General features: G+C 62.8%; 19 protein-coding genes and 2 tRNA genes. 3 read left to right on the top strand and 18 right to left on the bottom strand.

Features of this window, described 5'->3' with window-relative positions:
- Nucleotides 1-48 precede the first annotated feature (48 nt).
- Nucleotides 49-495 (bottom strand): azurin, encoded by a 447-nt coding sequence (azu, locus tag HWQ56_RS02900; protein WP_158154348.1) that lies wholly within the window; start codon nucleotides 493-495, stop codon nucleotides 49-51.
- A 262-nt stretch (nucleotides 496-757) separates the two neighbouring features.
- Between azu and HWQ56_RS02895 the strand changes: the two genes are divergently transcribed.
- Nucleotides 758-1345, top strand: coding sequence for a cytokinin riboside 5'-monophosphate phosphoribohydrolase (locus HWQ56_RS02895; protein WP_158154347.1), 588 nt, complete (start codon nucleotides 758-760; stop codon nucleotides 1343-1345).
- Here the strand turns inward: HWQ56_RS02895 and HWQ56_RS02890 are convergent, their stop codons facing one another.
- From HWQ56_RS02890 to rnr, 13 genes are all read right to left on the bottom strand, one after another.
- Complete coding sequence (locus tag HWQ56_RS02890; RefSeq protein ID WP_176569737.1) at nucleotides 1346-2248, bottom strand: transglutaminase family protein; 903 nt, start codon at nucleotides 2246-2248, stop codon at nucleotides 1346-1348.
- Nucleotides 2245-4728, bottom strand: coding sequence for a circularly permuted type 2 ATP-grasp protein (locus HWQ56_RS02885; protein ID WP_176569736.1), 2484 nt, complete (start codon nucleotides 4726-4728; stop codon nucleotides 2245-2247). Before HWQ56_RS02885 ends, HWQ56_RS02890 begins: the two co-directional genes overlap by 4 nt.
- Nucleotides 4729-4794: 66 nt before the next feature.
- Nucleotides 4795-8073 carry a transglutaminase family protein gene (locus HWQ56_RS02880; RefSeq protein WP_176569735.1) on the bottom strand — a complete coding sequence of 1093 codons (3279 nt, stop codon included), beginning with the start codon at nucleotides 8071-8073 and terminating at the stop codon, nucleotides 4795-4797.
- A 306-nt stretch (nucleotides 8074-8379) separates the two neighbouring features.
- A complete protein-coding gene (locus HWQ56_RS02875; protein WP_176569734.1) occupies nucleotides 8380-8826 on the bottom strand; it encodes a hypothetical protein in 447 nt (148 codons plus the stop codon).
- Complete coding sequence (gene ssp4 / locus HWQ56_RS02870; RefSeq protein WP_176569733.1) at nucleotides 8823-9734, bottom strand: Ssp4 family T6SS effector; 912 nt, start codon at nucleotides 9732-9734, stop codon at nucleotides 8823-8825. The genes HWQ56_RS02875 and ssp4 overlap by 4 nt, the downstream gene beginning before the upstream one ends.
- 141 nt (nucleotides 9735-9875) lie before the next feature.
- Nucleotides 9876-12179, bottom strand: coding sequence for a YgiQ family radical SAM protein (locus tag HWQ56_RS02865; protein WP_158154340.1), 2304 nt, complete (start codon nucleotides 12177-12179; stop codon nucleotides 9876-9878).
- A gap of 182 nt (nucleotides 12180-12361) precedes the next feature.
- Nucleotides 12362-13759 carry a replicative DNA helicase gene (dnaB, locus tag HWQ56_RS02860; protein ID WP_158154339.1) on the bottom strand — a complete coding sequence of 466 codons (1398 nt, stop codon included), beginning with the start codon at nucleotides 13757-13759 and terminating at the stop codon, nucleotides 12362-12364.
- Nucleotides 13760-13870: 111 nt separating this feature from the next.
- Nucleotides 13871-14317, bottom strand: coding sequence for a 50S ribosomal protein L9 (rplI, locus tag HWQ56_RS02855; RefSeq protein ID WP_027979702.1), 447 nt, complete (start codon nucleotides 14315-14317; stop codon nucleotides 13871-13873).
- An 18-nt stretch (nucleotides 14318-14335) separates the two neighbouring features.
- Complete coding sequence (locus HWQ56_RS02850) at nucleotides 14336-15226, bottom strand: YybS family protein (RefSeq protein WP_158154338.1); 891 nt, start codon at nucleotides 15224-15226, stop codon at nucleotides 14336-14338.
- 35 nt (nucleotides 15227-15261) lie between these two features.
- Entirely contained in the window at nucleotides 15262-15492 is a 231-nt protein-coding gene (gene rpsR / locus HWQ56_RS02845; RefSeq protein WP_008368574.1) for a 30S ribosomal protein S18, read from the bottom strand.
- Nucleotides 15493-15520: 28 nt separating this feature from the next.
- A complete protein-coding gene (gene rpsF / locus HWQ56_RS02840; RefSeq protein ID WP_027979704.1) occupies nucleotides 15521-15946 on the bottom strand; it encodes a 30S ribosomal protein S6 in 426 nt (141 codons plus the stop codon).
- A gap of 278 nt (nucleotides 15947-16224) precedes the next feature.
- The gene (gene rlmB, locus HWQ56_RS02835; RefSeq protein WP_158154337.1) at nucleotides 16225-16971 is read right to left on the bottom strand and encodes a 23S rRNA (guanosine(2251)-2'-O)-methyltransferase RlmB; all 747 of its coding nucleotides are present in this window, start codon (nucleotides 16969-16971) and stop codon (nucleotides 16225-16227) included.
- Entirely contained in the window at nucleotides 16968-19610 is a 2643-nt protein-coding gene (gene rnr, locus HWQ56_RS02830) for a ribonuclease R (protein WP_158154336.1), read from the bottom strand. The genes rlmB and rnr overlap by 4 nt, the downstream gene beginning before the upstream one ends.
- 216 nt (nucleotides 19611-19826) lie before the next feature.
- Between rnr and HWQ56_RS02825 the strand changes: the two genes are divergently transcribed.
- Nucleotides 19827-19913, top strand: a tRNA-Leu gene (locus tag HWQ56_RS02825).
- A 175-nt stretch (nucleotides 19914-20088) separates the two neighbouring features.
- Nucleotides 20089-20175, top strand: a tRNA-Leu gene (locus tag HWQ56_RS02820).
- Between the two features lie 245 nt (nucleotides 20176-20420).
- On the opposite strand, the gene HWQ56_RS02815 is transcribed toward HWQ56_RS02820, so the two are convergent.
- The 4 genes from HWQ56_RS02815 to hflK all read right to left on the bottom strand — a co-directional run bounded on the left by HWQ56_RS02815 (nucleotide 20421) and on the right by hflK (nucleotide 25286).
- Nucleotides 20421-21713, bottom strand: a complete 1293-nt coding sequence (locus HWQ56_RS02815) for an adenylosuccinate synthase (protein ID WP_158157081.1) — start codon at nucleotides 21711-21713, stop codon at nucleotides 20421-20423.
- 54 nt (nucleotides 21714-21767) lie between these two features.
- Nucleotides 21768-22955: an ATP phosphoribosyltransferase regulatory subunit gene (locus tag HWQ56_RS02810; protein WP_158157079.1), complete on the bottom strand. Its 1188-nt coding sequence runs from the start codon at nucleotides 22953-22955 to the stop codon at nucleotides 21768-21770.
- Nucleotides 22956-23241: 286 nt separating this feature from the next.
- Complete coding sequence (hflC, locus tag HWQ56_RS02805; RefSeq protein WP_158157077.1) at nucleotides 23242-24111, bottom strand: protease modulator HflC; 870 nt, start codon at nucleotides 24109-24111, stop codon at nucleotides 23242-23244.
- On the bottom strand, nucleotides 24111-25286 hold the full coding sequence (gene hflK, locus HWQ56_RS02800) for an FtsH protease activity modulator HflK (RefSeq protein ID WP_158157074.1): 1176 nt from the start codon (nucleotides 25284-25286) through the stop codon (nucleotides 24111-24113). Before hflK ends, hflC begins: the two co-directional genes overlap by 1 nt.
- Nucleotides 25287-25363 lie beyond the last annotated feature (77 nt).

Raw genomic sequence — 25363 nt, 5'->3', positions numbered from 1 at the left:
GGCAGGAGCTGGCCTGCCAGCTCCTGCGCTCGGCCGAGGCCTGCGCGGTCAGTTCAGGGTGACGGTGCCTTTCATCATCGAGATGTGCCCTGGGAATGAGCAGAAGAACGCGTAATCGGTGCCGGCCTGCAGCTTGGACACGTCGAAGGTCACCGAGTCTTTTTCGCCCGCGCCAATGAGCTTGGTGTGCGCGAGGATGCGCTCGTCGCCATCCTTCAGGTAGTTCTTGTCGATGCCGGCGGCCATGCCGTCGGTGGCCACGCCCTGGGCGTCTGCCGCCTTGCTCAGCACCCAGTTGTGGCCCATGACGTTCTTGGCCAGGGAGCCCGAATGGCCCAGGTTGACGGTGAAGGTCTTGCAGGTCTTGCTGATTTCGATGGCCTTCTTGTCGAAGGTCATGCTGTCGGTGGAATCGACGTCTACCGAACAATCGGCGGCGAATACCTGGCCGGCAGCCAGGGCAAGCAGGGAGGCAGCAGCTACTTTCGCGAACATGGTGAATCTCCAGGACAGTTTTTAAGCAAGGCTTCTTCTATGAGCCTCATCGACAGAATCAACGGGACAATCATTGCACGCACCGCATATTGTATACAATATCAATCACGGAGCGTTTACATGAACAATTTCCTGCGCAGCCTCCTCGCCGCTTACGCGTGTGGCAATACCGGCACCGAGTGCCCGGACGACTGAACGAAAAACTGGAGCCAGAGCAGCGGGGCCTTTACCCTATGGCACCCCCATTGCCAGGAGCATCCCCATGTCACTGACTTCAGTCTGTGTTTTCTGTGGCGCCAGCAGCGGCACCCACCCGGCTTACCGGGACGCCGCCGTGACCCTGGGGCGGACGCTGGCCGAGCGCAAACTCACCCTGGTTTACGGCGGTGGTGCCGTAGGCCTGATGGGCATCGTCGCCGACGCGGTGCTGCAAGCGGGGGGCGAAGTCATTGGCATCATCCCCCACAGCCTCAATGACCTGGAAATCGGCCACAAGGGCCTGACCCGCCTGGAAGTGGTGGACGGAATGCATGCGCGCAAGGCCCGCATGGCCGAGCTGGCTGATGCCTTCATCGCCCTGCCTGGCGGCCTGGGCACCTTGGAGGAGCTGTTCGAGGTATGGACCTGGGGCCAGTTGGGCTACCACGGCAAGCCCCTTGGCCTGCTGGAAGTCAATGGTTTCTACAGCAAGCTCACCGGCTTCCTGGACCACCTGGTACAAGAAAACTTCGTGCGCGAACAACACCGCGCCATGTTGCAGGTGAACGATTCGGCCGACGCACTGCTCGACGCGCTGGACGCCTGGCGACCCACCGTACTGCCCAAGTGGACCGACAAGCAGCCGGACTGATCAGCCCGGCACCTCGTCCAGCGGCATGACCGTGACCTGCACTTCCGGGTCATGGCTGCCGCCCCCCAGAATCACCCCGCGCAAAGGCGACACATCGGAAAAGTCCCGGCCCCAGGCCAAGGTGATGTGTTCCAGCGCCGGCTGCACGTTGTTGGTAGGGTCGAAGTCGATCCACCCCAGCGGCGGGCAGTACACCGAGACCCAGGCATGGGAGGCATCGGCGCCGATCAGCCGTGGTTGGCCGGGCGGTGGCTGGGTCAGCAGGTAGCCACTGACGTAGCGTGCCGCCAGCCCGCGCGAGCGCAGGCAGGCCAGCATCAGGTGGGCGAAGTCCTGGCACACGCCGCGCCGGCGCTCCAGCACTTCGGTCAATGGCGTCGCCACTTGGGTGGCCTCGGCGTCGAAGGTGAACTCCTCGAAGATTTTCTCCATCAGCGCCTGGGTGCCTTCCAGCAAGGGCCGCCCGGGCGGGAAGCAACTGGCGGAAAAGGCCACGAAGGTCTGCTTGAGGCGCACGTACGGCGACTCGAAGCGGTAGCGGCAGGCCTTCATCAGGTCTTCGGCAATCGGCGCACTGCTGTAGCACAAGGCGTCGCGCACCACTTCCCAGCTCTGGGAACCGGCGAAGTCCACCGCAGGCCGCGCCAGCACTTCCACTTTCAAGCGCGCGCTGACCTTCAAGGCGTCATGGGGGCGCTCGAAGGTCATGCGCGTCAGCGGGTTGCCGAACACGTCGTAGTCGTCGACGCGCCAGCTGGGTTGGGGGCTGATGTCCAGCACCTGTTCCCGGCACAGCTGCCAGGCACACGGGCGCGGCCACAGGTGCGCCAGCTGCTGGGCCAGGGATACCGGGCTGTCGTAGTGGTAATGGGTATCGTGGATGATCTGGTACTGGGCACTCATACCGACACCGTCCGTTGGCTGACATCATCGACATGGGCGAAATGGCGCAGGGCCAGGCGGTCGGACACCTGGCCGCTGGCTTCGGCGATGGTCTGCAAGAGGTCGGCCAGACCGTCGAGTACCGCTTGCACGCTGGGGGCCCCGAACAGCGGGTTTTCCAAGCTGCCCAGGTCGAAGGCCGACAGCCGCTCGATGAGCATGGCCAAACCACGCTCGCGCGGGACGGCGAATTCATCGTTCAGGCGGCGCAGCGCGCGGTTCACCTGCTTGAGCTGGAACAGCACGGCATGGGGGTTCTGATCATCGAGCAGGAGCAAATCCAGCACCGGTATCAGTTGGGGCACCGCCAGGTACCGCGAACGGTAGGTGATGCTGCTGTTACCCAGTTCCAGCAGCCACTCCAGGCCTGCCTGGTCGGCAGTGCCCACGCCGCGCAGGAAGCCGGCCAGGCTGGTGCTGAGGAACTGCAGGCGCTCGATGCGCCGGCCGATCATCAGGAAGCGCCAGCCCTCGTCGCGGGTCATGTCGTCCAGGGCGAAGCCCGACAGCGCGGCCAGGGCCATGACCAGGCGGTTGAGGAAGTCCAGCAGCTCGCCCAGGTCGGGTTCTTCCACGTCCAGGCTCTGGGCCTCGCGTTGCAGTTCCACCAGGGCCTGCCAGTTTTCCCGCGAAAGCTTGCCACGCACCTGTGAGGCTGCCCACTGCAACCGTTGCAGGTTGTTGCGCAGGCTGAAGGCCCAGTCTTCCCCGAGCAAAGCTGCCAGCAGGCGCGCTGGCAATTCGCCCTCTTCGGGCAAGAGCCCCAGGCGCTCGGCCAGTTCCACGGCAGCCTCCAGGGCGAGGCGGTCGTCACCGTCGATGTAGCGGCCCAGAATGATGCGCAGCAAGCGCGCGCTGTCATCGCAGCGCTCACAATAGCGGCCAAACCAGAACAGGTTCTCCACCACCCGTGACGGCAGGTAGGGGTCGACCCTGACCACATCGTGCGCGCCGATGGTCCGCAGCGCTTTCCACTGCTCACCGATGGGCGCGCGCTCGCCCAGCACCCACGTGTCCTTGCTGGCGCCACCGCGCTGCATCGAGACCACTTCGGCGTCGGCCTCGGCCGCCACCCGGGTCAACGCGCCAGGCAGCACCCGGTAACCATCGTGTCCGGCCACGGCATACACGCGCATGCCAATGGCGCGTGGCGCCAGTTGCCCGCAGTCTTGCCATACCGGCGCTTGGGAAAGCTGTGCCAGCTCTTGCGCCACATAGGCATAGGGGCGCGCCTGGATACGCTCGGCCATGGCCTTGCGCTGCCTGCTGTCCAGGTCGCGGCCGAATACCGGTGCGAAGCTCTGGGACGGAAACGCGGGCTTGATCACCAGGTTGGGTAGCTTTTCCAGTGCCTGGGCCAGCACCGGAGGCTCGCCACACCACCAGGTGGCAATGGAGGGCAGAATCAGCTTTTCGCCGAACAAATGCTCATTGATGGTGGGTAGAAAACCCAGCAGCCCGGGGGACTCCAGCACGCCGCTGCCCAGGGCGTTGGCTACCAGCACCCGGCCCTGGCGCACGGCTTCCAGCAGGCCGGGCACGCCCAGCGCCGAATCGGTGCGCAATTCCAGCGGGTCGCAGAAGTCATCGTCCAGCCGGCGCATGATCGCGTGCACCCGGCGCAGGCCGCTGAGGGTCTTGAGATAGACGGTGGCATCGCGCACGGTCAGGTCACTGCCTTCCACCAAGGGGTAGCCAAGCTGGCGGGCCAGGTACAGATGTTCGAAATAGCTTTCGTTGAAGCGCCCTGGGGTCAGTAGCACGATCAACGGCGACTCGTGGCCGTCTGGCGCCAGGCGCCGAAGGGTGTCCTGCAGTGTCCGGAAATAGCCGCTCAGGTGCTCGACCTTAAGGTCGCGGTACAACTCCGGGAACGCCCTGGAGACGCTCATGCGGTTTTCCAGGGCGTAACCGGCACCAGACGGCGCCTGGGTGCGGTCGGCGGTGACCCACCAGCGGCCATCGGGGGTGCGCGCCAGGTCCACGGCATACAGGTGCAGGAACATGTCTCCGGGCTGTTTCAGGCCCTGGCACGGCCAGAGGAAATTGTTGTGCCCGTATACCAGCTCGGCGGGCAGCAAGCCTTCCCGTATCAGGTTTTGAGGGCCGTAGATGTCGGCCAGCACCGCATTGAGCAAGCGCGCCCGCTGAGCGATGCCAGCCCGCAACACTTGCCATTCGGCAGCAGGGATGACATGCGGCAACAGATCCAGCTCCCAGGGCCGGTCAGCACCCTTGGGGTCGGCGTAGACGTTGTAGGTCACGCCGTTTTCCTGGATCTGGCGCGTCAACAGCGCCTGGCGCTGGGCCAACTGCCCAGGCGTGCTGCGCTGCAATTGCTCGAACAGCCTGCGCCAGTGCGGGCGCACCGAGCCGTCTGCCTGCAACATCTCGTCAAAACTTCCCGCTGTCAGCGGGTATCGGTCAAGCAGGTCTGGCATGGAACGCTCGGCACGGGCAGTAAGGCATCAGGATAATGCGGACGGCCGGTTGCCCGGCTCTCCTTTTCAAGTGCGACGCATGTCCAGTGTCATCGGCAGCTCGTCGTTGTTCGTGAGTTCAGGAGTCGGTTGATGACCAGGGCTATGCCCAAGGCGGAAGAAACGCGACAGGCGGCGGCTTTCCGCTTCATTGGCGTTCACCGGCAACGTCACGTAGTTGCGGCCACCGGGGTGGGCCACATGGTACTGGCAACCGCCCAGGGAGCGCTGCATCCAGGTGTCGTGAATATCGAAGACCAACGGCGCATGCACCGGGATGGTCGGCTGCAGGCAATTGAATGGCTGCCAGGCACGGAACCGCACGCCCGCCACGTATTCGCCCACGCGGCCGGTCGGTTGCAACGGCACGGTACGGCCGTTGCAGGTCACCACGTAGCGCTGGGGTGACAGGCCATTGACCTTCACCTGCAAACGCTCCAGCGACGAGTCCACATAGCGCACCGTTCCAGCGCCACCGCCCTCCTCGCCCAGCACGTGCCAAGGCTCCAGGGCCTGGCGCAGTTCCAGCTCGATACCGGCGACGGCGTAGTCGCCGATCTTGGGGAAGCGGAACTCCAGGTGCGCTGCGAACCATTCGGCTCGCAGTGGGTAACCGGCAGTGTTCAGTTCCGCGATGACGTCGGCGAAGTCCTGTTCGATGAAATGCGCCAGCATGAAGCGGTCATGCAGCTCGGTACCCCAGCGCGCCAGCTTGGCCGGGGCGTAAGGTTCACGCCAGAAGCGCGCCACCAGGGCCCGCAGCAACAGTTGCTGGACCAGGCTCATGCGCGCATGGGGCGGCATCTCGAAACCGCGCAGTTCCAGCAGCCCCAATCGCCCGGTGGCGCCGTCCGGGGAGTAAAGCTTATCGATGCAGAACTCGGCCCGGTGGGTGTTACCGGTCACGTCGATCAACAGGTTGCGCAGCAGGCGATCCACCAGCCATGGAGCGCACGGCTCACCCGGGGCGGGCATTTGCTGGAAAGCGATTTCCAGTTCGTACAGCGAATCGTTGCGCGCTTCGTCGATGCGCGGGGCCTGGGAGGTCGGGCCGATGAACAGCCCGGAAAACAGGTACGACAGCGATGGGTGGTTATGCCAGTAGCTGATCAGGCTGCGCAACAGATCGGGCCGGCGCAGGAACGGCGAATCTCCAGGCGTGGCCCCGCCAAGCACGAAATGGTTGCCACCACCGGTTCCGGTGTGGCGGCCATCGATCATGAATTTCTCGGTGCTCAGGCGGTTTTCCCGGGCCTGTTCGTAAAGAAACTCGGTGCGCTGCACCAGTTCATCCCAAGTGGCGGATGGCTGTACGTTGACCTCGATCACGCCAGGGTCGGGGGTAATACGGAAGTTGGCCAACCGCGGGTCATGGGGCGGCTCGTAGCCTTCCAGCAGCACGGGGCAGTCCAGTTCCCTGGCGGTGGCCTCGATGACGCTGACCAATTCCAGGTAGGCCTCTACCTCCGCCAGCGGCGGCATGAAGAGGTACAGCCGCCCCTGCCGGGCCTCCGCACACAACGCGGTGCGCGTCAGCCAGTCGGCGGATTCATCCAGCGCCGGAGCGCGGTCGGTTTCCACTGCAGGCGCCTGCCCCGGCACCTGCAATTGGGCGGCGCTGGGCAGCAGGTCCAGGTCCTGGTTGGGGTCGCGGGGATGGACGAAGGGGTATTCGGCCGCCGTGACCCAAGGTTGCGAAGCCAGAGGCAAACGGTAGCCCAGGGCCGAGTCACCGGGCACCAGGCGGCAATGGTCGTCACGCAGGTACCAGCGCCCGCTTTGCCACTGGTCACCGGCGGCGGTGCGGGCCAGAGGCAGCACTTGGCCGACGATGGTGTCCAGGCCCTGGCTGAACACCTTGCGCAGGCGTTTGCGCTCCATCTCCTCGGTCAGGCGCGAGTCGACGGCGGTGACGTTGCCGGGCAATGCGCCTTCACGCCACAGGTAGTAGAAATGGTCTTCATAGGCTGGAAAGACGAAGCGGGCCGGCAGCTTCAGCCGCTCGGCCACGCTGGCCAGAAAGCGCCCGGCCAACTCACCGGTGGCCCCGTAGTCTTTGCTTTCATCGGCGATCAGCGCATCGTCATGCCAGATGGGCTCGCCGTCGACCCGCCAATAAGCGTTCAACGACCAGCGTGGCAGTTGCTCGCCCGGGTACCACTTGCCCTGGCCGAAGTGCACCAGGCCATTCGGCGCGTACTGCTTGCGCATACGCTGGTACAACTGGGCCGAGAGTATGCGCTTGGCATCCCCCAGGGCGGCGGTGTTCCATTCGGCACCGTCGGGGTCGTCGATGGACACGAAGGTCGGCTCGCCGCCCATGGTCAGGCGCACGTCGCCCTCCACCAGGTCGGCGTCGATCTGCCGCCCCAAGGCCTGGATCGCCTGCCACTGTTGTTCGGTGTAAGGCCGGGTGACGCGCGGCGCTTCCCAGATCCGCTCCACCGACATCTCGTGGCCGAACTCGCACTCGCAGGGTTCCACCAGGCCGCTGATGGGCGCCGCCGATGAAGGATCAGGGCTACAGGCCAGCGGAATATGCCCTTCACCGGCGAACAACCCGGAGGTGGCGTCCAGGCCGATCCAGCCGGCACCGGGCAGGTAGACCTCGCACCAGGCGTGCAGGTCGGTGAAGTCCACTTCGGTGCCAGACGGGCCATCCAGCGCTTTGACGTCGGCGGCCAGTTGAATCAGGTAGCCCGACACGAAGCGCGCAGCCAGGCCCAGGTGGCGCAGCAACTGCACCAGCAACCAGGCCGAGTCGCGGCACGAGCCGGAGACATTTTCCAGGGTTTGCTCCGGCGTCTGTACGCCCGGCTCCATGCGAATCAGGTAACCAATGTCCTGGCTCAGGCGCTGGTTGATGCCCACCAGGAAGTCCACCGCGGGGATGGGGGTACGGTCGATGCCCTGCAGGTACGCCTCGAACCTGGGCGAGAGCGGCAGCGTTTCCAGGTACGGCGCCAACTCGTGCTGTTCGTCCCTGGCGTAGGCGAAAGGGATATTTTCCGCATAGGGCTCAAGGAAGAAGTCGAACGGGTTGAACACCGCCATCTCGGCGACCAGGTCCACTTCCACGCGAAATTCGCGGGTCTTCTCCGGGAACACCAGGCGTGCCAGGTAATTGCCCTGGGGGTCTTGTTGCCAATTGATGAAATGCTGCTCGGGCAGTACGTTCAAGGCGTAGGAAAGCACCCGCGTACGGCTATGGGGCGCAGGGCGCAGGCGCACGATCTGCGGACCAAGTTCAACCGCACGGTCGTAACGGTAATGCGTGACATGGTGCAATGCGACATGGATCGACACGGCGTGCCTCCTGCGAGCCTGGACGGTAAGCGTACCGCGCAAGACTTATGCCACGTGGCAAAGCCAAGCGTTAGAGCGCTTGCTCATTCAAGCACAGCACCAAGATCGTGCCATGCCCGGTTTGCGTCGACAGCGTTGCACATTTATCGGGCGCGCGCATGACGAAACTGAGCGAGGCGCCCGTCGGGCCATTCAGGGACTGCGTCGCGGAAGGTCAGCAAGCCGGAAGGCGGCAAGCGTGGCCCAACGATACGCTGTAACCGCTAGTTCCAGCTCTGCAGTTTTTGCGATCGCCGAAGCACATTGCTAACAACCGGATTGGCTACGCGCCTCGCGCTGGCGACGCAACATCAACCAGTGCTGACGCATCTCGCGGTGCCTTCTGGAGTTGAGCAACAGCAGGCCAACAAGAGGCGATAGCACCGCTACCGCGTAAACACCCAGGGGAGGCTGATAGAGGTAGCTGGGAAGTCCTGTGCACAGGCAGCCCAACAGGACAGCCACAATGACCCACATAGCGGCAAGCCGGCCACGCACCATGATGAAGTGGGCCAGGAACACTATAAGCCCGACCAACGTGCCGCCCCCCAGAAGCGCGGGGCCCTTGATGGGCTTGAGCGCAACATCACCCAAGTAGGAGAAGCCAATGACCGCAACGGCTGTTCCGATTGCCAGGCAACTGCAAAGCACTACGCCAATGAATACCGGGTAGTATCTGGCGAGCCAACTGACGGGGTTCAGTTCTGTGCTCACTCGCCATGCTCCTCATACAGCCCAACGGCAACATTGATATTCCCCGACCGGGCGCTGCCGATCACACCAAGAGCGGCGCCAAGCGCGTCCCTGATCTGGGTAACCGTGGCGTGCTTGAACTGCGCCTGCGTATAGCGCGTTTCCAAGGCCTTGGCTGCCTGCCTCAGCTTCATCAATTTAGGGGTCAGTTTCGGGTCTTTCAGGGCAAGCAATTCGGCGGTCAGCCGCTTGCGCTCTTGGCGGTTCAGCCCCTGCAGTGCCATACGCAACGGTCTGCCAGTGCTGGCCTTGACCATCATGAGCAGTTTCGTGGTCGTCACCGCTGATGCGCCAACGCCTGCCAATGACATTCCATCCAGAATCAGGGACACAGCCTGGTACCACTCATTGCTATCCAGCTCATCGACCGCCCCCTGGTCGTAAGCGGATACCGCTGTACGCCCGGCGCCAGCAATGCACTGCAGACCACTGGCGGTCGCTGCGCTGTAGCCGATGAACGTTATGACCGTACTCGTCCCGCCGGTAAAGGGTGCCGCGATGGTGCCGCTGAGCATCACGACCCAGCTCAATACCGCGCCCATGCACGACAAACCGGCGTTGATCGCTTCCTGCAAAACCTGCGACTCGCGCCTGTCTGTTTGCACCCGATTGATGAATTGCTCGGGCGTTGTATGCCGCTTGGCCTCGCGCAAAATGACCCGCTTCACCGTCTTGCTGCAGATCGGCTTGAACTCACGCAGGGTGATGACATTGAAATCACTGTCGATATACACCACCCCTGCCCCGACGATACCGGGGTCGGCGTCGATGGCCGCGAACAGGCGCGGCAGGTTGAGGCTGGTTTCGATGCGCTGGCGGGCAAAACGTTGCGAGGGGGTGGTGAAAGGTTGGATGAGAGCTGTGCTCACTGGACGGTTCCTTGTTCAGTGGGGGAAACGCGATACATGTCGCAATCGCCGTCTGGCAGCACGCGGCCCTTTACGGTGGGGTCGGTGCTGCTCGGCGCCTGTGGCGCGGCCCGGAGGCCGCGGCTACAGGAGGATATCAACTCAGCGCGGCAACACCGGCTGGCGTGACGGCTTCTTCTTGCCCTTGCCGCCCTTGGCCGCGTCGTGGCGGGCCTTGGCGGCTTCCTTGGCGCGGGCTTCGGCGGCGGCCTTGGCCTGTTCGCGCTTGTCCCACGGCTTGGAGCCGTCGCTGCCACGCGGCGGCAGGCCGGTGTGCTGGGTCAGGATGCGGGTTTCCTTGGCGACCTTGTGGCTGCCGGCCGGCGTCGAGTTCTTGCGCCGCGCACTCTGGTAGGTGTCGGTGGCTGGCTGGTGCAGCGGGATCAGCTGGTGCTTGCCTGGGCCGATCAAGTCGGCACGGCCCATGCGCTCCAGCGCTTCACGCAGCATCGGCCAGCCCTTCGGGTCGTGGTAGCGCAGGAATGCCTTGTGCAGGCGACGCTGGGCCTCGCTCTTGACGATGGTGACCGGGTCGCTCTTGTAGGTGACCTTGCGCAGCGGGTTCTTGCCCGAGTGGTACATGGCCGTGGCCGACGCCATGGGCGAAGGGTAGAAAGCCTGCACCTGGTCAGCGCGGAAACCGTTGCCCTTGAGCCACAGGGCCAGGTTCATCATGTCTTCGTCGGTGGTGCCCGGGTGCGCGGCGATGAAGTACGGGATCAGGTACTGTTCCTTGCCTGCTTCTTTCGAGTACTTCTCGAACATGCGCTTGAACTTGTCGTAGGAGCCGATCCCCGGCTTCATCATCTGGTTCAGCGGGCCTTCTTCGGTGTGTTCCGGCGCAATCTTCAGGTAGCCGCCCACGTGGTGGGTGACCAGCTCCTTGACGTACTCCGGCGATTCCACCGCCAGGTCGTAGCGCAGGCCCGAGGCGATCAGGATCTTCTTCACCCCCGGCAGGGCACGAGCACTGCGGTACAGCTGGATCAGCGCCGAGTGGTCGGTGTTCAGGTTCGGGCAGATACCTGGGAACACGCACGACGGCTTACGGCACGCCGATTCGATTTCCGGGCTCTTGCAGGCGATGCGGTACATGTTCGCGGTCGGCCCGCCCATGTCCGAGATGACACCGGTGAAACCGGGCACCTTGTCGCGGATCTCTTCGATCTCGCGAATGATCGACTCTTCGGAACGGTTCTGGATGATGCGGCCTTCGTGCTCGGTGATCGAGCAGAAGGTGCAGCCGCCGAAGCAGCCACGCATGATGTTCACGGAGAAGCGGATCATGTCGTAGGCCGGAATCTTTTCCTTGCCGTACGCCGGGTGCGGGATGCGCGCGTAGGGCATCCCGAACACGTAGTCCATTTCCTCGGTGGTCATGGGGATCGGCGGCGGGTTGAACCACACGTCCACTTCGCCATGCTTCTGCACCAGCGCGCGGGCGTTGCCCGGGTTGGTTTCCAGGTGCAGCACGCGGTTGGCGTGGGCGTACAGCACGGCGTCGCCACGTACCTTCTCGAACGACGGCAGGCGGATGACGGTCTTGTCGCGGGTCATGCGCGGGCTGGCCAGGATCTGCACGACCTTGGCTTCGTTCGGGTCTTCCACCTCGCCCTTTTCCTGCTCGATGGCGCAGGCCTGGGTGTCCTGGGTGTTGACGTACGGGTTGATGATCTTGTCGATCTTGCCCGGGCGGTCGATACGGGTGGAGTCCACTTCATACCAGCCCTGGGGCGTGTCGCGGCGCACGAACGCGGTGCCGCGAATGTCGGTAATGTTCTCGATCTTCTCGCCGTAGGACAGGCGCTGGGCCACTTCGACGATGGCGCGCTCGGCGTTGCCGTACAGCAGGATGTCGGCGCAGGCGTCGATCAGGATCGAGTGGCGAACCTTGTCCTGCCAGTAGTCATAGTGAGCGATGCGGCGCAGCGAGGCCTCGATGCCGCCGAGCACGATCGGCACATGCTTGTAGGCTTCCTTGCAGCGCTGGCTGTACACCAGGCTGGCGCGGTCGGGGCGTTTGCCCGCCAGGCCGCCAGGCGTGTAGGCGTCGTCGGAACGGATTTTCTTGTCCGCGGTGTAGCGGTTGATCATCGAGTCCATGTTGCCGGCCGCGACGCCGAAGAACAGGTTCGGCTCGCCCAGCTTCATGAAGTCGTCCTTGGACGTCCAGTCGGGCTGGGCGATGATGCCCACACGGAAACCCTGGGCTTCCAACAGGCGGCCGATGATGGCCATGCCGAACGACGGATGGTCGACATAGGCATCGCCGGTGACAATGATGATGTCACAGGAATCCCAGCCGAGCTGATCCATCTCCTCCCTGCTCATGGGCAGGAATGGCGCTGGCCCGAAACACTCGGCCCAGTACTTTGGATAGTCGAATAACGGCTTGGCTGCTTGCATGTCGATGACCGTGTGGCTACGTGTTGAAAAAACGCGGGCGCGGAATATAGCACAAATTTTGACCAATTGTGGGACCGGGCGAAGCTCGGGAAGGCCGCGACGCTATATTCGATTGTCCGCGTCGCCTGATTCCCGAGCTTCGCCCGGTCCCACAGGGGGTGGTCCTTGAATCCTGATTGACGTTACTCGTCGTCGTCGAAGTTGTAGCTGCCTGGGGCCAGGTTCTCGAAGCGCGTGTATTTGCCGATGAACGCCAGGCGGATGAAACCGATGGGGCCGTTACGCTGCTTGCCGATGATGATTTCGGCGATGCCCTTGTGCTCTGTCTCGGGGTGGTACACCTCGTCGCGGTACACGAACATGATCACGTCGGCGTCCTGCTCGATCGCACCCGATTCCCGCAAGTCGGAGTTCACCGGGCGCTTGTTGGGGCGTTGTTCCAGGGAGCGGTTGAGCTGCGACAGCGCCACCACCGGGCAGTTGAATTCCTTGGCCAGGGCTTTCAACGAGCGGGAAATCTCGGAAATCTCGTTGGTACGGTTGTCGCCGCTGGAGCCTGGGATCTGCATCAACTGCAGGTAGTCGATCATGATCAGGCCGATGTCACCGTGCTCACGTACCAGGCGGCGGGTACGGGCGCGCATTTCCGAGGGGCTGATGCCGGCGGTATCGTCGATGAACAGCTTGCGGTCGTTGAGCAGGTTGACCGCCGAGGTCAGCCGCGGCCAATCGTCGTCATCCAGGCGGCCGGAACGCACCTTGGTCTGGTCGATGCGACCCAACGACGAAAGCATACGCATCACCAGGGAATCACCTGGCATCTCCAGCGAGTAGACCAGCACGGCCTTGTCGCTGCGCAGCACGGCGTTCTCCACCAGGTTCATGGCGAAGGTGGTCTTGCCCATGGACGGGCGGCCCGCGACGATGATCAAGTCAGCCGGTTGCAGGCCGCTGGTCTTCTCGTCCAGGTCGGTGTAGCCGGTGGACAGCCCGGTAATGGCCTCGTCGGTGTTGAACAAGGTGTCGATGCGGTCGATGGCCTTGGTCAGCAGGTCATTCACGCTCACCGGGCCGCCGGTTTTCGGCCGGGCCTCGGCGATCTGGAAGATCTGCCGTTCGGCTTCGTCGAGGATCTCGGCGGCGTTGCGGCCCTGGGGGTTGAATGCGCTGTCGGCGATCTCGTTGCTGATGCTGATCAGCTGGCGCAGGGTGGCCCGCTCGCGGACGATCTGGGCGTACGCCTTGATGTTGGCGACCGACGGCGTGTTTTTCGCCAGTTCGCCCAGGTAGCCCAGGCCGCCGACCTGGCTGCTCTGCCCTTCCTTGTCCAACTGCTCATGCAGGGTGACCACGTCGAACGGGGTGTTCAGGTCGGCCAGGCGGGCGATGGCACGGAAGATCAGACGGTGGTCATGACGGTAGAAATCGCCGTCCGATACTTGATCGAGCACGCGTTCCCAGGCGTTGTTGTCCAACATCAGACCACCGAGCACGGCCTGCTCGGCCTCGATGGAATGCGGCGGCACCTTCAGGGCAGCGGTTTGCAGATCGTATTGCTCGGGAGCGGATATCTCGTTCATGGCCACTTGAAATCAGGGGGTACAGAAAGACAAAGGGCACGACCTGTTGGTACAGGATCGTGCCCGATGTTACCGGCTGGCACCCGCAGGTGCCAAGCCGATCGGTATTACTTAAGCAGCTACGACAACAACGCGTACGGTAGCTTCTACGTCGCTGTGCAGGTGCACGGCTACGTCGTATTCGCCAACGTTACGGATGGTGCCGTTCGGCAGACGAACTTCAGCCTTGGCCACTTCAACGCCCGAGGCGGTCAGTGCGTCAGCGATGTCGTGGGTGCCGATCGAACCGAACAGCTTGCCTTCGTCACCGGCGGTGGCAGTGATGGTCACTTCCAGCTCAGCCAGTTGGGCAGCGCGAGTTTCAGCCGAAGCTTTCTTGTCTGCTGCGATTTTTTCCAGCTCGGCGCGACGCTCTTCGAACGCAGCCAGGTTGGCTGGGGTCGCGGCGGTGGCTTTGCCGTAAGGCAGCAGGTAGTTACGGCCGTAACCAGCCTTAACGTTTACTTTGTCGCCCAGGTTGCCCAGGTTGGCGACTTTTTCCAGAAGGATCAGTTGCATGTGGAAATCCTCTAACTTTTAACCTTCACCGTTCGCATTGTCAGCGTCTTTCGACGCCAAACGTCCGCGAAAATCAATCAGGCTGTCGACAATGGCCAAGACCACGAGCAAAGGACCGAGCAACTGCATAAAAGGCAGCAATGTCACATAAACCCCTACAAGCCAGAAGCCTGCCAGTTTCTTCTGCGCTACCAGCCCGTGAATCAGGGCCAGCGCAGCGAAGACCAGTGGAACGCTGCACAACGGCGACAAGATCAATGTGTACGTACCGAAGAACGGTGCGAGGCACATGATGGCCAGCAGTGACAGCGCCACTTTTCGGGGGATTCGGATGGCGCGAAATTCGCGACCGAACCCACCGGGGTTATACAACATCGCCTGCCAATAACGCCCGAGTATCAGGCACAGCACGCTCAGGACCTGCGACGAAAACGCGATTGAAATGATCGTAAGCGGCACCATCAATGCACCGAATGCGGCTTTCTGGTCTGCCGAGAAACTCTGGTAGACCTCACCCATCGCCTGCGGCAAGACGTCAGCAAACGCCTTGGCCAGCGGTTCGACGGCGGAACTGAACACAGTTCCCACGCATACGGCACACAACAGCCCCACGGCCACACTGCCAAGCAGTATGCGGTTCCAGGAATGGCCGGCGCGCAACATCAGCGCCAGGCTCCAAGCCCCCAGCAGCACCAGAAGGCCTGCCGGGTCTTGGGTGAAGTGCCAGCTAACCAGCCCTGACAACAACCCCAGACCAAGGACGCTCGAGGCGTCCGAACCGCGCCGCAGGAGTACAAGACAACCTGCGGCGGCACTCAACCAGAACAACAGCGGCAATGCCGCACATCCCGCCACCACCAGGGTGGCCTGCACGCGTCCGCGCATGATGAAATCAGCTATGGGGCGCATGCATCAATCCTTTGTTACCTGTCGACGACCTGGTCTCAGCGGCCGTGGCTGTCGGTGTAGGCCAGCAGGGCCAGGAAGCGGGCGCGCTTGATAGCGACGGCCAGCTGACGCTGATAACGAGCTTTGGTACCGGTGATACGGCTTGGAACGATTTTGCCGGTTTCGGATACGTAGGCTTTCAGAGTGTTGAGATCTTTGTAATCGATCTCTTTCACGTCTTCAGCGGTGAAGCGGCAGAATTTACGACGACGGAAGAAACGTGCCATGTAATTGGCTCCTCAAAAGGTCCGTGGATTACTCGTCAGCGTTATCGCTGGCGTCGCTGTTGTCGCTGTCATCGCCATCGGCGCTGTCAGCATGCTCAGGACGGTCACGACGCTCACGGCGCTCGCTGCGGTTTTCTTCGGCCTTGAGCATCTCGGACTGACCAGTTACGGCTTCGTCGCGACGGATGACCAGGTTACGGATCACGGCATCGTTGTAGCGGAAGTTGTCTTCCAGCTCGGCCAGGGCCTTGCCGGTGCACTCAACGTTCAGCATCACGTAGTGAGCCTTGTGAACATTGTTGATTGCGTAGGCCAGTTGACGACGGCCCCAGTCTTCCAGACGGTGGATTTTGCCGCCGTCTTCTTCGATCAGCTTGGTGTAACGCTCAACCATGCCGCCGACTTGCTCGCTCTGGTCAGGGTGGACCAGAAAGATGATTTCGTAATGACGCATGAATGCTCCTTACGGGTTGTAGCCTGCCGCCAGAGCGGTCAGACAAGGAGTGAATGACACTGTATGTCTTGCTCGCGGAAAAGGTGGCGACGATGAACTGCCAGCACCTGCCGTCGAGGCAAGGGGCGCAATTGTAGAGAAGGGGCGGGGGACAAGCAAGGGAATTGGTGAATATTTGAACAGAATTGCGGTGCCTGCTTTCCGAGCTTCACTCCCACAGGGTTCGGCATGAACCCCTGTGGGGCCGGGCGAAGCTCGGGAAACGGACGACGCCGATCTTACTTCTTGGCGCCGCGCTGACGAACGGCTTCGAACAGGCACACGCCGGTGGCTACCGACACGTTCAGGCTGCTGACGCTGCCATGCATCGGCAGCTTCACCAGGTAATCGCAGTGCTCGCGGGTCAGGCGGCGCATGCCCTTGCCTTCGGCACCCATGACCAGGATGGTCGGGCCGGTCATGTCGTGCTGGTACAGCTCCTGCTCGGCTTCGCCGGCGGTGCCCACCACCCACAGGCCACGCTGCTGGAGTTTTTCCAGGGTGCGCGCCAGGTTGGTGACGGCCACCAGCGGAATCACTTCGGCCGCGCCGCAGGCCACTTTACGCACCGCGGGGGTCAGTGTCGCCGACTTGTCCTTGGGTACGATCACGGCCAGCACGCCCGCCGCATCGGCGGTACGCAGGCAGGCGCCGAGGTTGTGCGGGTCAGTCACGCCATCCAGTACCAGCAGCAATGGGGCACCTTCGGTACGGTCGAGCAGCTCGTCGAGCATCGCTTCGCCCCAGACCTGGCTGGGGCTGACTTCGGCGACCACGCCCTGGTGAACGCCGTCGACCCAGGCGTCCATTTCGCGACGCTCAGCCTGGCCCACCGACACGCGGTTCTCAGCGGCCAGGGCAATCAGCGGCTGTACACGCGGGTCGTTGCGGCTTTCCGCCAACCAGATCTGCTTGACCCGCTTGGGGTGGTGACGCAACAGGGCTTCCACGGCGTGCACGCCGTAGATCTTTTCCAACTGACTCATGACTTCGCCTTCGGTTTACGGGCACCCGTCTTCGACGGGCCTTTGCGATGCGTGGTGGGCTTGCTGGCACCGGACGACTTGTCCGAACGCGCAGGCTTGCCGCCACCGCTCTTGGCTTCGGCCAACAGCGCTTTTTTCATTTCCCGGCTTTTGCGCACATCGGCGTTATTGGCCGCGGCATCGGAAGCGCGGTAGGCGCTGGCCGACTCCGACGACTTGGCCGGGCGCTTGGACGGCTTGGACACCGGCGCGGCAGGCGCTGGTTTTTCATAGACCGGTTTTTCGTAAGCAGGCTTGTCGTGGGACTTGGCAGCCGGCTTCTTGTCAGTAGCCTTCTTCGCCGCGGGCTTTTCAGCCTGGCGATTCTTGCGACCCACCGGGGCGCTGGTGGTTTTTTCCGACATGCCGAAGTCGATCTTGCGTTCGTCCAGATCGACCCGCATGACCTGCACTTCCACGGTGTCGCCCAGGCGGAAGCTACGGCCGGTGCGCTCGCCCGCGAGGCGGTGGTGCACCGGGTCGAAGTGGTAGTAGTCGCCCGGCAACGCGGTGACGTGCACCAGGCCTTCGACGAAGATATCGGTCAGTTCCACGAACAGGCCGAAACCGGTGACCGCGGTGATCACGCCCGGGAAGGTTTCGCCCACGCGGTCTTTCATGAACTCGCACTTGAGCCAGTTGACCACGTCGCGGGTGGCTTCGTCGGCACGGCGCTCGCTCATGGAGCACTGCTCGCCCAGCTGTTCCAGGGCCGGCTCGTCGTACGGGTAGATACGCGCTTTCGGAATGGTCATGGCACCGGCACGCTTGACGTGCGGGGTGTCCATCTTCGAGCGGATCACACTGCGGATAGCGCGGTGGGTCAGCAGATCCGGGTAACGGCGGATCGGCGAAGTGAAGTGGGTGTACGCCTCGTAGTTCAGACCGAAGTGGCCGTTATTCTCGGCGCTGTACACCGCCTGGCTCAGGGAGCGCAGCATCACGGTCTGGATCACGTGGAAGTCCGGGCGGTCCTGGATGCTTTCCAGCAGCGCGCGGTAGTCCTTGGGTGACGGACCGTCCTTGCCCTTGTTGATCGAAAGCCCCAGCTCACCGAGGAAGGCGCGCAGTTTTTCCAGGCGCTCTGGCGGCGGGCCATCGTGCACGCGGTACAGGGCCGGGATTTCATGCTTCTGCAGGAATTCGGCGGTGGCCACGTTGGCGGCCAGCATGCACTCTTCGATCAGCTTGTGGGCGTCGTTGCGCACGGTCGGCTTGATTTCCGCGATCTTGCGCTCGGAACCGAAGACGATGCGAGTTTCCTGGGTTTCGAAGTCGATGGCGCCACGGGCATGGCGGGCACCCAGCAGCACTTTGTACATGGCGTACAACTGCTTGAGGTGCGGCAACACGTCGCCGTACTCGCCGCGCAGGGCCTTGGCCTCGCTGGTGCGCGAATGTTCGAGCATGGTGCTGACCTTGTTGTAGGTCAGGCGCGCATGGGAGTGGATCACCGCTTCGTAGAACTGGTAATCGGTCATCTCGCCGGTCTTGGAGATGGTCATCTCGCAGACCATGGCCAGGCGGTCGACGTGCGGGTTCAGCGAGCACAGGCCGTTGGACAGCTCTTCCGGCAGCATCGGAATCACGCGCTCGGGGAAGTACACCGAGTTGCCGCGCACCTGGGCTTCTTCGTCCAGGGCCGAGCCCAGTTTCACGTAGCTGGACACGTCGGCGATGGCGACATAGAGCTTCCAGCCGCCGTTGAACAGGCGCAGCTTGCTTTTGGCTTCGCAGTACACGGCATCGTCGAAGTCGCGGGCATCTTCGCCGTCGATGGTGACGAACGGCAGGTGGCGCAGGTCGACGCGGTTCTGCTTGTCCTTCTCTTCCACTTCGGGTTTGAGCTTGGCGGCTTCCTTGAGCACGGCCTGCGGCCATACGTGAGGAATGTCATAGGTACGTAGCGCCACGTCGATTTCCATGCCCGGCGCCATGTAGTTGCCGACCACTTCGATGACATCGCCCTGGGGCTGGAAGCGCGGGGTTGGCCAGTGGGTGATCTTCACCTCGACAAACTGGCCAATCTTGGCGCCGGCGTTGCGGCCCGGGGTAATCAGCACTTCCTGATTGACCTTGGGGTTGTCCGGGGTGACGAAGCCGATACCGCCCTCTTCGAAATAGCGGCCAACAATGGTCTCGTGACCACGGGACACCACTTCGACGATCACGCCTTCACGGCGACCACGGCGGTCCAGGCCGGAAACCCGGGCCAGGGCGCGGTCGCCATCGAACACCAGGCGCATCTGCGCCGGGCTCATGAACAGGTCATCGGAGCCATCGTCGGGGATCAGGAAGCCGAAGCCGTCACGGTGGCCACTGATGCGGCCGGCGATCAGGTCGAGCTTGTCCACCGGCGCATACGTGCCGCGGCGGGTGTAAATCAGCTGGGCGTCGCGCTCCATGGCGCGCAGGCGGCGGCGCAGGGCCTCCACCTGGTCTTCGGTGGTCAGCCCGAACTCGTCCACCAACTGCTCGCGGCTGGCGGGAGAGCCGCGCTCGTCGAGGTGCTGGAGGATCAGCTCGCGGCTGGGAATAGGGTTTTCGTATTTTTCCGCTTCACGAGCGGCCTCGGGATCGAGGGACTGCCAATCGGCCATTAGAGAAATTTCACCTTGTCTATATAAGGGTTAGTTTGGCATACGCGTATTGAAACGGGAAATTTCACCGTTTGACAGCCCCCGCGATGCCGCACATTCGGGCTGAAACCTGCACCATGCAAAAAAACCTAAACTTTTTTCATAACAGGGGTTTACAGGTCAAAAGGACGCCCGTATAGTGCGCCCCATCGGAAACGCAACAGCGCTGACGATGATGCCCAGATGGTGAAATTGGTAGACACGCCAGCTTCAGGTGCTGGTGACCTTACGGTCGTGGAAGTTCGAGTCTTCTTCTGGGCACCAAATTCAGGCTTGAGATTACAGCAATCTTGAGCCACTCACAAAAACCCGCGAAAGCGGGTTTTTGCGTATCTGCCCTCCGAAAAACTTTTTCAAATATTTTTGCATTCAGGGGTTTACAGGTCTCGATACCCTCCGTATAGTGCGCCCCACAACGACGGACAACGTCGAAGTGAATGCCCAGATGGTGAAATTGGTAGACACGCCAGCTTCAGGTGCTGGTGACCTTACGGTCGTGGAAGTTCGAGTCTTCTTCTGGGCACCAATTCAGATTCACAGATCCTTGATCTCTGAGTCACCCCAAAAACCCGCTAACGCGGGTTTTTGCGTTTCTGGCGTTTGAAAACCGCAGCGCCCTCTTCTTCCGCGCACCCGCTTGGGACACAGGCGCTGCGAGTTCGCAGACGTACCACAGCGCAACCCTGGAGGGCGCACAGAACGCCGAGCTGGCCAAGCCACGCATAAACGACAAAGGGCCCCGAAGGGCCCTTTGAGCTTGCTACAGCAGGCTTACGCGAACGGGTGACGCAGCACGATGGTTTCGTTGCGGTCCGGACCGGTCGAGATGATGTCGATCGGCGCACCGACCAGCTCTTCGACACGCTTGATGTAGTTACGGGCAGCCAGCGGCAGCTCTTCCAGGGTCTTGGCACCCAGGGTCGACTCGCTCCAGCCTGGCATCTGCTCGTACACCGGCTCCAGGCCGATGTAGCTGTCAGCGTCGGTCGGTGCGTCGATGACCGCGCCTTCGGCGTTCTTGTAGCCAACGCAGATGTTGATGGTTTCCAGGCCGTCCAGCACGTCCAGCTTGGTCAGGCAGATGCCCGAGATGCTGTTGACGTCGATGGCACGGCGCAGGATGACGGCGTCGAACCAGCCGCAACGACGGGCACGGCCAGTGGTGGCACCGAACTCGTGGCCACGCTTGGCCAGGTAAGCACCCACGTCATCGAACAGTTCGGTCGGGAACGGACCGGAACCCACGCGAGTGGTGTAGGCCTTAGTGATACCCAGGATGTAGTCCAGGTACATGGGACCGACACCCGAACCCGTGGCGATGCCGCCAGCGGTGGTGTTGGAGCTGGTCACGTACGGGTAGGTACCGTGGTCGATGTCCAGCAGCGAGCCTTGGGCACCTTCGAACATGATGTCCTTGCCCGCGCGACGCAGGGCGTGCAGCTCGGCGGTGACGTCCAGCATCATCGGCTTGAGCAGCTCGGCGTATTCCATGCACTCGTCCAGGGTCTTCTGGAAGTCGATGGCCGGCTCTTTGTAGTAATTGACCAGCACGAAGTTGTGGTAGTCCAGCAACTCGCCCAGCTTGGCGGCGAAACGCTCGCGGTGGAACAGGTCACCGATGCGCAGGCCGCGGCGCGCGACCTTGTCTTCGTAGGCCGGGCCGATGCCACGACCGGTGGTACCGATCTTGTGCTCGCCACGGGCTTTTTCACGCGCCTGGTCCAGGGCTACGTGGTAGGACAGGATCAGCGGGCAGGAGGGGCTGATGCGCAGGCGCTCACGCACCGGTACGCCCTTCTCTTCCAGCTTGATGATCTCACGCAGCAGGGCGTCGGGGGCGACCACCACGCCGTTGCCGATCAGGCATTGCACGCCTTCGCGCAGCACGCCCGACGGAATCAGGTGCAGCACGGTCTTTTCACCGTCGATCACCAGGGTGTGGCCAGCGTTGTGGCCACCTTGGTAGCGCACTACGGCGGCTGCATGTTCGGTCAGCAGATCAACGATCTTGCCTTTGCCCTCATCACCCCACTGGGTGCCCAGGACTACGACATTCTTACCCATGACACTTGTCCTCATTCGCGCAAACTTGGTGCCGGCTTCGGCCGGCGGGAAAACTCAAGAAGCCAGCGGCAGTACTTGCCACAGCCCGTTCTGCTGAATCAATTGGCGGTCGCAATCGGCCTCCGCGGCCGCGCTCAACGCCTGGCCAGGCAGCGCCTGAACCACGCGCTGACCCTCACGACGCAGCTGGCAGACCTGCTGCCAGAGTGCCGCATCGGTGCTGTCTGGCATCCAGATGCCACCGCTGGGCAGTTCCACCTCGGCGCGACCCAGGGTAACCAGGGTCTTGAGGTCGGTGGAGAACCCCGTCGCCGGACGCGCACGACCGAAGTCGGCGCCGATATCGTCATAACGACCACCCTGGGCGATCGACTGGCCAACACCCGGGACGAACACGGCAAACACTACACCCGTGTGGTAGTGGTAGCCGCGCAGCTCGCCCAGATCGAAATACAGGGGCAGCTCGGGGAAACGGGCCGCCAGGCGCTCAGCGATGGCCTGCAGGTCGTCCAGGGCCGCGATGACCGGCGCCGGGGCGTTGGCCAGGCGTACACGGGCCTCGGCGAACACTTCAGCCCCACCGCACAGCTCGACCAGTGCGCGCAGCATGGCCGCCAGGTCGGTCGGCAGGCCTTCGGTGAGGGCGATGACCTCGTCGATGGCCTTGCGCTGCAGGGCGTCGAACAACTGCTGCTCCACCGCACCACTCAGGCCGGCGGCGCGCGCCAGGCCCCGGTAGATGCCCACATGGCCCAGGTCCATGTGCACATCCGCGACATCCGCCAGTTGAAGCATAGCCAGCATCAGGCTGATCACTTCCACATCGCTGCTCGGGCTGGCATCACCATACAGCTCGGCACCCAACTGGATCGGGCTGCGCGAGGATGACAGGGCACGCGGCTGGGCATGCAGCACGCTGCCGGCGTAGCACAGGCGGCTAGGGCCCTCACGGCGCAGGGTGTGGGCGTCGATACGCGCCACCTGCGGCGTGATGTCGGCACGGAAGCCCATCTGCCGCCCGGATTGCGGGTCGACGACCTTGAAGGTGCGCAGATCCAGGTCCTGGCCGGCGCCGGTCAGCAGCGACTCCAGGTACTCGATATGCGGGGTGACGACGAACTCATAGCCCCAGCTCTGGAACAGATCCAACACCTGGCGACGCGCTACTTCGATGCGCGCCGCTTCCGGCGGCAGTACTTCTTCGATGCCATCTGGCAGCAGCCAGCGGTCTACCGTTGCCATTACGCCTTTCCCCTATGATCCGGGCGGCACGCCTCCGGGCGAGCCTTGAGTGAAGCAGGCAATGGCGAGGCACGTTGCAGCGGTTTTCATGCCGCCCTGCCTGCGTGAGCCATTGCCCTCGATTACTTTGGAAACAGTCTGAAACACTTCGCAAAAGACTGGCGCGAAGAGCCAATCGATCTTGCAGACGCAAAAAAGCCGGGAATTTCCCGGCTGCCGCATCATAACACGTTTTCAGAAATGGTCACCCCGCCGGGCGATTTGACCGCCCGGCGGAGTGCGCCATTCAAGGCTTGTACTTCTCCATGTAGCGGAAGAAGTCGCTGCTTGGGTCCAGCACCAGCACGTCGCTCTTGTTGGAGAAGCTCTGACGGTAAGCCTGCAGGCTACGGTAGAAGGAGTAGAACTCCTGATCCTGACCGTAAGCCTTAGCGTAGATGGCGGCCGCCTGGGCATCACCGTCACCGCGGGCTTCTTCCGACTCGCGATAGGCCTCGGCCAGCAGCACGCGGCGCTGACGATCGGCGTCGGCACGGATGCCTTCGGCCAGCTCGTTACCCTTGGCGCGATGCTCGCGAGCCTCACGCTCACGCTCGGTGCTCATCCGGTCGAAGACGCTCTTGTTCACTTCCTTGGGCAGGTCGATGGCCTTGACCCGCACGTCGATGACTTCGATGCCCAACTCGTCGTTGGCCATCTTGTTCAACGACTCGGTGATACCGGCCATCAATTCGTCACGCTGGCCCGACACCACTTCGTGCAGGGTGCGCTTGCCGAACTGGTCACGCAGGCCCGATTCCAGGCGGCGGGACAGGCGGTCATCGGCGATCTGCTTCATGCCCGAGGTAGCGGTATAGAAGCGCTCCGCGTCCTTCACGCGCCACTTGGCGTACGCATCGACCATCACGGCCTTTTTCTCCAGGGTCAGGAACCGCTGGGTAGGGGCATCGAGGGTCATCAGGCGAGCGTCGAACTTGCGCACCTGGTTCACGTACGGCACTTTCACGTGCAGGCCAGGGGGCACATCGGCCTGTACCACGCGACCGAAACGCAGCATCACCGCGCGCTCGGTCTGGGAGACGATGTAGAAGCTGTTCCACGCCACGATGGCCAGTATCACGCCAACGATCAGGGCGATCAGTGATTTATTGCCCATCAGCGAGTCTCCCTGGAACGCAGTTCACGTTGTTGCTGCTGCAGATCGGCGGCGGCGCGGGCACCTGCCGCGTCCGTGACCTGCGGCGTCACGCTGCCCGAGGCCACTGGCGCATTGCCGTGGCTGCTGTTGACCATCTTGTCCAGCGGCAGGTAGATCAGGTTGTTACCACCCTTCTCGCTGCTCACCAGCACCTTGCTGGTGTTGCTGTAGACGTCCTGCATGGTTTCCAGGTACAGGCGCTGACGAGTGACTTCCGGTGCCTTGCGGTACTCGGTCACCAGCTTGGTGAAGCGGTCGGCCTCACCCTTGGCACGCGACACCACCTCATCGCGGTAGCCATTGGCGTCCTCGATGATGCGCTGGGCCTGACCCCGGGCTTCCGGCACCACGCCATTGGCGTAGGTTTCTGCCTGGTTGCGCGAGCGCTGCTCGTCTTCACGGGCGCGGATCACGTCGTCGAAGGCTTCCTGGACTTCACGCGGGGCGGCCGCGCTCTGCACGTTGACCTGGGTAATGGTGATACCGGTCTTGTAGGTGTCCATGAAGCCCTGCAGGCGCTTCTTGATTTCGCTGGCCATCAGCTCACGGCCTTCGGTCAGCACCTGGTCCATGGTGGTGGACCCCACCACGTGGCGCAGGGCGCTGTCGGTGGCATGCTGCAGGCTGACTTCCGGCTGGTCGACGTTGAGCACGTAGTCCTGCAGGTTGCTGATGCGGTATTGCACGGTCAGCGGCACCTCGACGATGTTCTCGTCCTCGGTGAGCATCTGGCCCTGCTTGGTGTACGTACGCTCACGCGTCACGTTTTCCAGGTACTTCTTGTCGAAGGGCGGGAAATAGATGTTCAGGCCCGAACCCACGGTTTCATAGTACTTGCCGAAGCGCAGCACCACGGCCTGCTCCTGCTCATCTACCACGTAGATGGCGCTGTACAGCCAAATGGCGGCCAGCACGACCAGGCCGATCCCGAGCAGGCCGAAGCCACCGCCCCTGGACGAGCCGTTGCCGTCACCCCCGCGTTTTTTACCACCACCGAACATGCTGTTCAGGCTTTCCTGCAGCTTTCGGAAGGCCTCGTCGAGATCCGGTGGCCCCTTGCGGTCGCCCCCACGGCGTTTGCCACCCCAAGGATCCTGATTGTTCGAGTTGCCACCCGGCTCATTCCAAGCCATAGCGCTCTCCATCTGATAAAGCAAAGACGCACCCACGGCGCGCCAACCAATGCTACAGAATGCCCGAGCTCGCGGCA

The organism is Pseudomonas eucalypticola (assembly GCF_013374995.1).
Taxonomy (GTDB): domain Bacteria; phylum Pseudomonadota; class Gammaproteobacteria; order Pseudomonadales; family Pseudomonadaceae; genus Aquipseudomonas; species Aquipseudomonas eucalypticola.
Note: the sequence above shows the minus strand (reverse complement) of the source record. Positions and strands in the feature narration are given on the sequence as shown.

Bases quoted from the DNA above. Each gene is read 5' to 3' on its own strand.
- azu (WP_158154348.1), bottom strand. From the start codon at position 495: ATGTTCGCGAAAGTAGCTGCTGCCTCCCTGCTTGCCCTGGCTGCCGGC.
- HWQ56_RS02895 (WP_158154347.1), top strand. From the start codon at position 758: ATGTCACTGACTTCAGTCTGTGTTTTCTGTGGCGCCAGCAGCGGCACC.
- HWQ56_RS02890 (WP_176569737.1), bottom strand. From the start codon at position 2,248: ATGAGTGCCCAGTACCAGATCATCCACGATACCCATTACCACTACGAC.
- HWQ56_RS02885 (WP_176569736.1), bottom strand. From the start codon at position 4,728: ATGCCAGACCTGCTTGACCGATACCCGCTGACAGCGGGAAGTTTTGAC.
- HWQ56_RS02865 (WP_158154340.1), bottom strand. From the start codon at position 12,179: ATGCAAGCAGCCAAGCCGTTATTCGACTATCCAAAGTACTGGGCCGAG.
- dnaB (WP_158154339.1), bottom strand. From the start codon at position 13,759: ATGAACGAGATATCCGCTCCCGAGCAATACGATCTGCAAACCGCTGCC.
- rplI (WP_027979702.1), bottom strand. From the start codon at position 14,317: ATGCAACTGATCCTTCTGGAAAAAGTCGCCAACCTGGGCAACCTGGGC.
- HWQ56_RS02850 (WP_158154338.1), bottom strand. From the start codon at position 15,226: ATGCGCCCCATAGCTGATTTCATCATGCGCGGACGCGTGCAGGCCACC.
- rpsR (WP_008368574.1), bottom strand. From the start codon at position 15,492: ATGGCACGTTTCTTCCGTCGTCGTAAATTCTGCCGCTTCACCGCTGAA.
- rpsF (WP_027979704.1), bottom strand. From the start codon at position 15,946: ATGCGTCATTACGAAATCATCTTTCTGGTCCACCCTGACCAGAGCGAG.
- rlmB (WP_158154337.1), bottom strand. From the start codon at position 16,971: ATGAGTCAGTTGGAAAAGATCTACGGCGTGCACGCCGTGGAAGCCCTG.
- rnr (WP_158154336.1), bottom strand. From the start codon at position 19,610: ATGGCCGATTGGCAGTCCCTCGATCCCGAGGCCGCTCGTGAAGCGGAA.
- HWQ56_RS02815 (WP_158157081.1), bottom strand. From the start codon at position 21,713: ATGGGTAAGAATGTCGTAGTCCTGGGCACCCAGTGGGGTGATGAGGGC.
- HWQ56_RS02810 (WP_158157079.1), bottom strand. From the start codon at position 22,955: ATGGCAACGGTAGACCGCTGGCTGCTGCCAGATGGCATCGAAGAAGTA.
- hflC (WP_158157077.1), bottom strand. From the start codon at position 24,111: ATGGGCAATAAATCACTGATCGCCCTGATCGTTGGCGTGATACTGGCC.
- hflK (WP_158157074.1), bottom strand. From the start codon at position 25,286: ATGGCTTGGAATGAGCCGGGTGGCAACTCGAACAATCAGGATCCTTGG.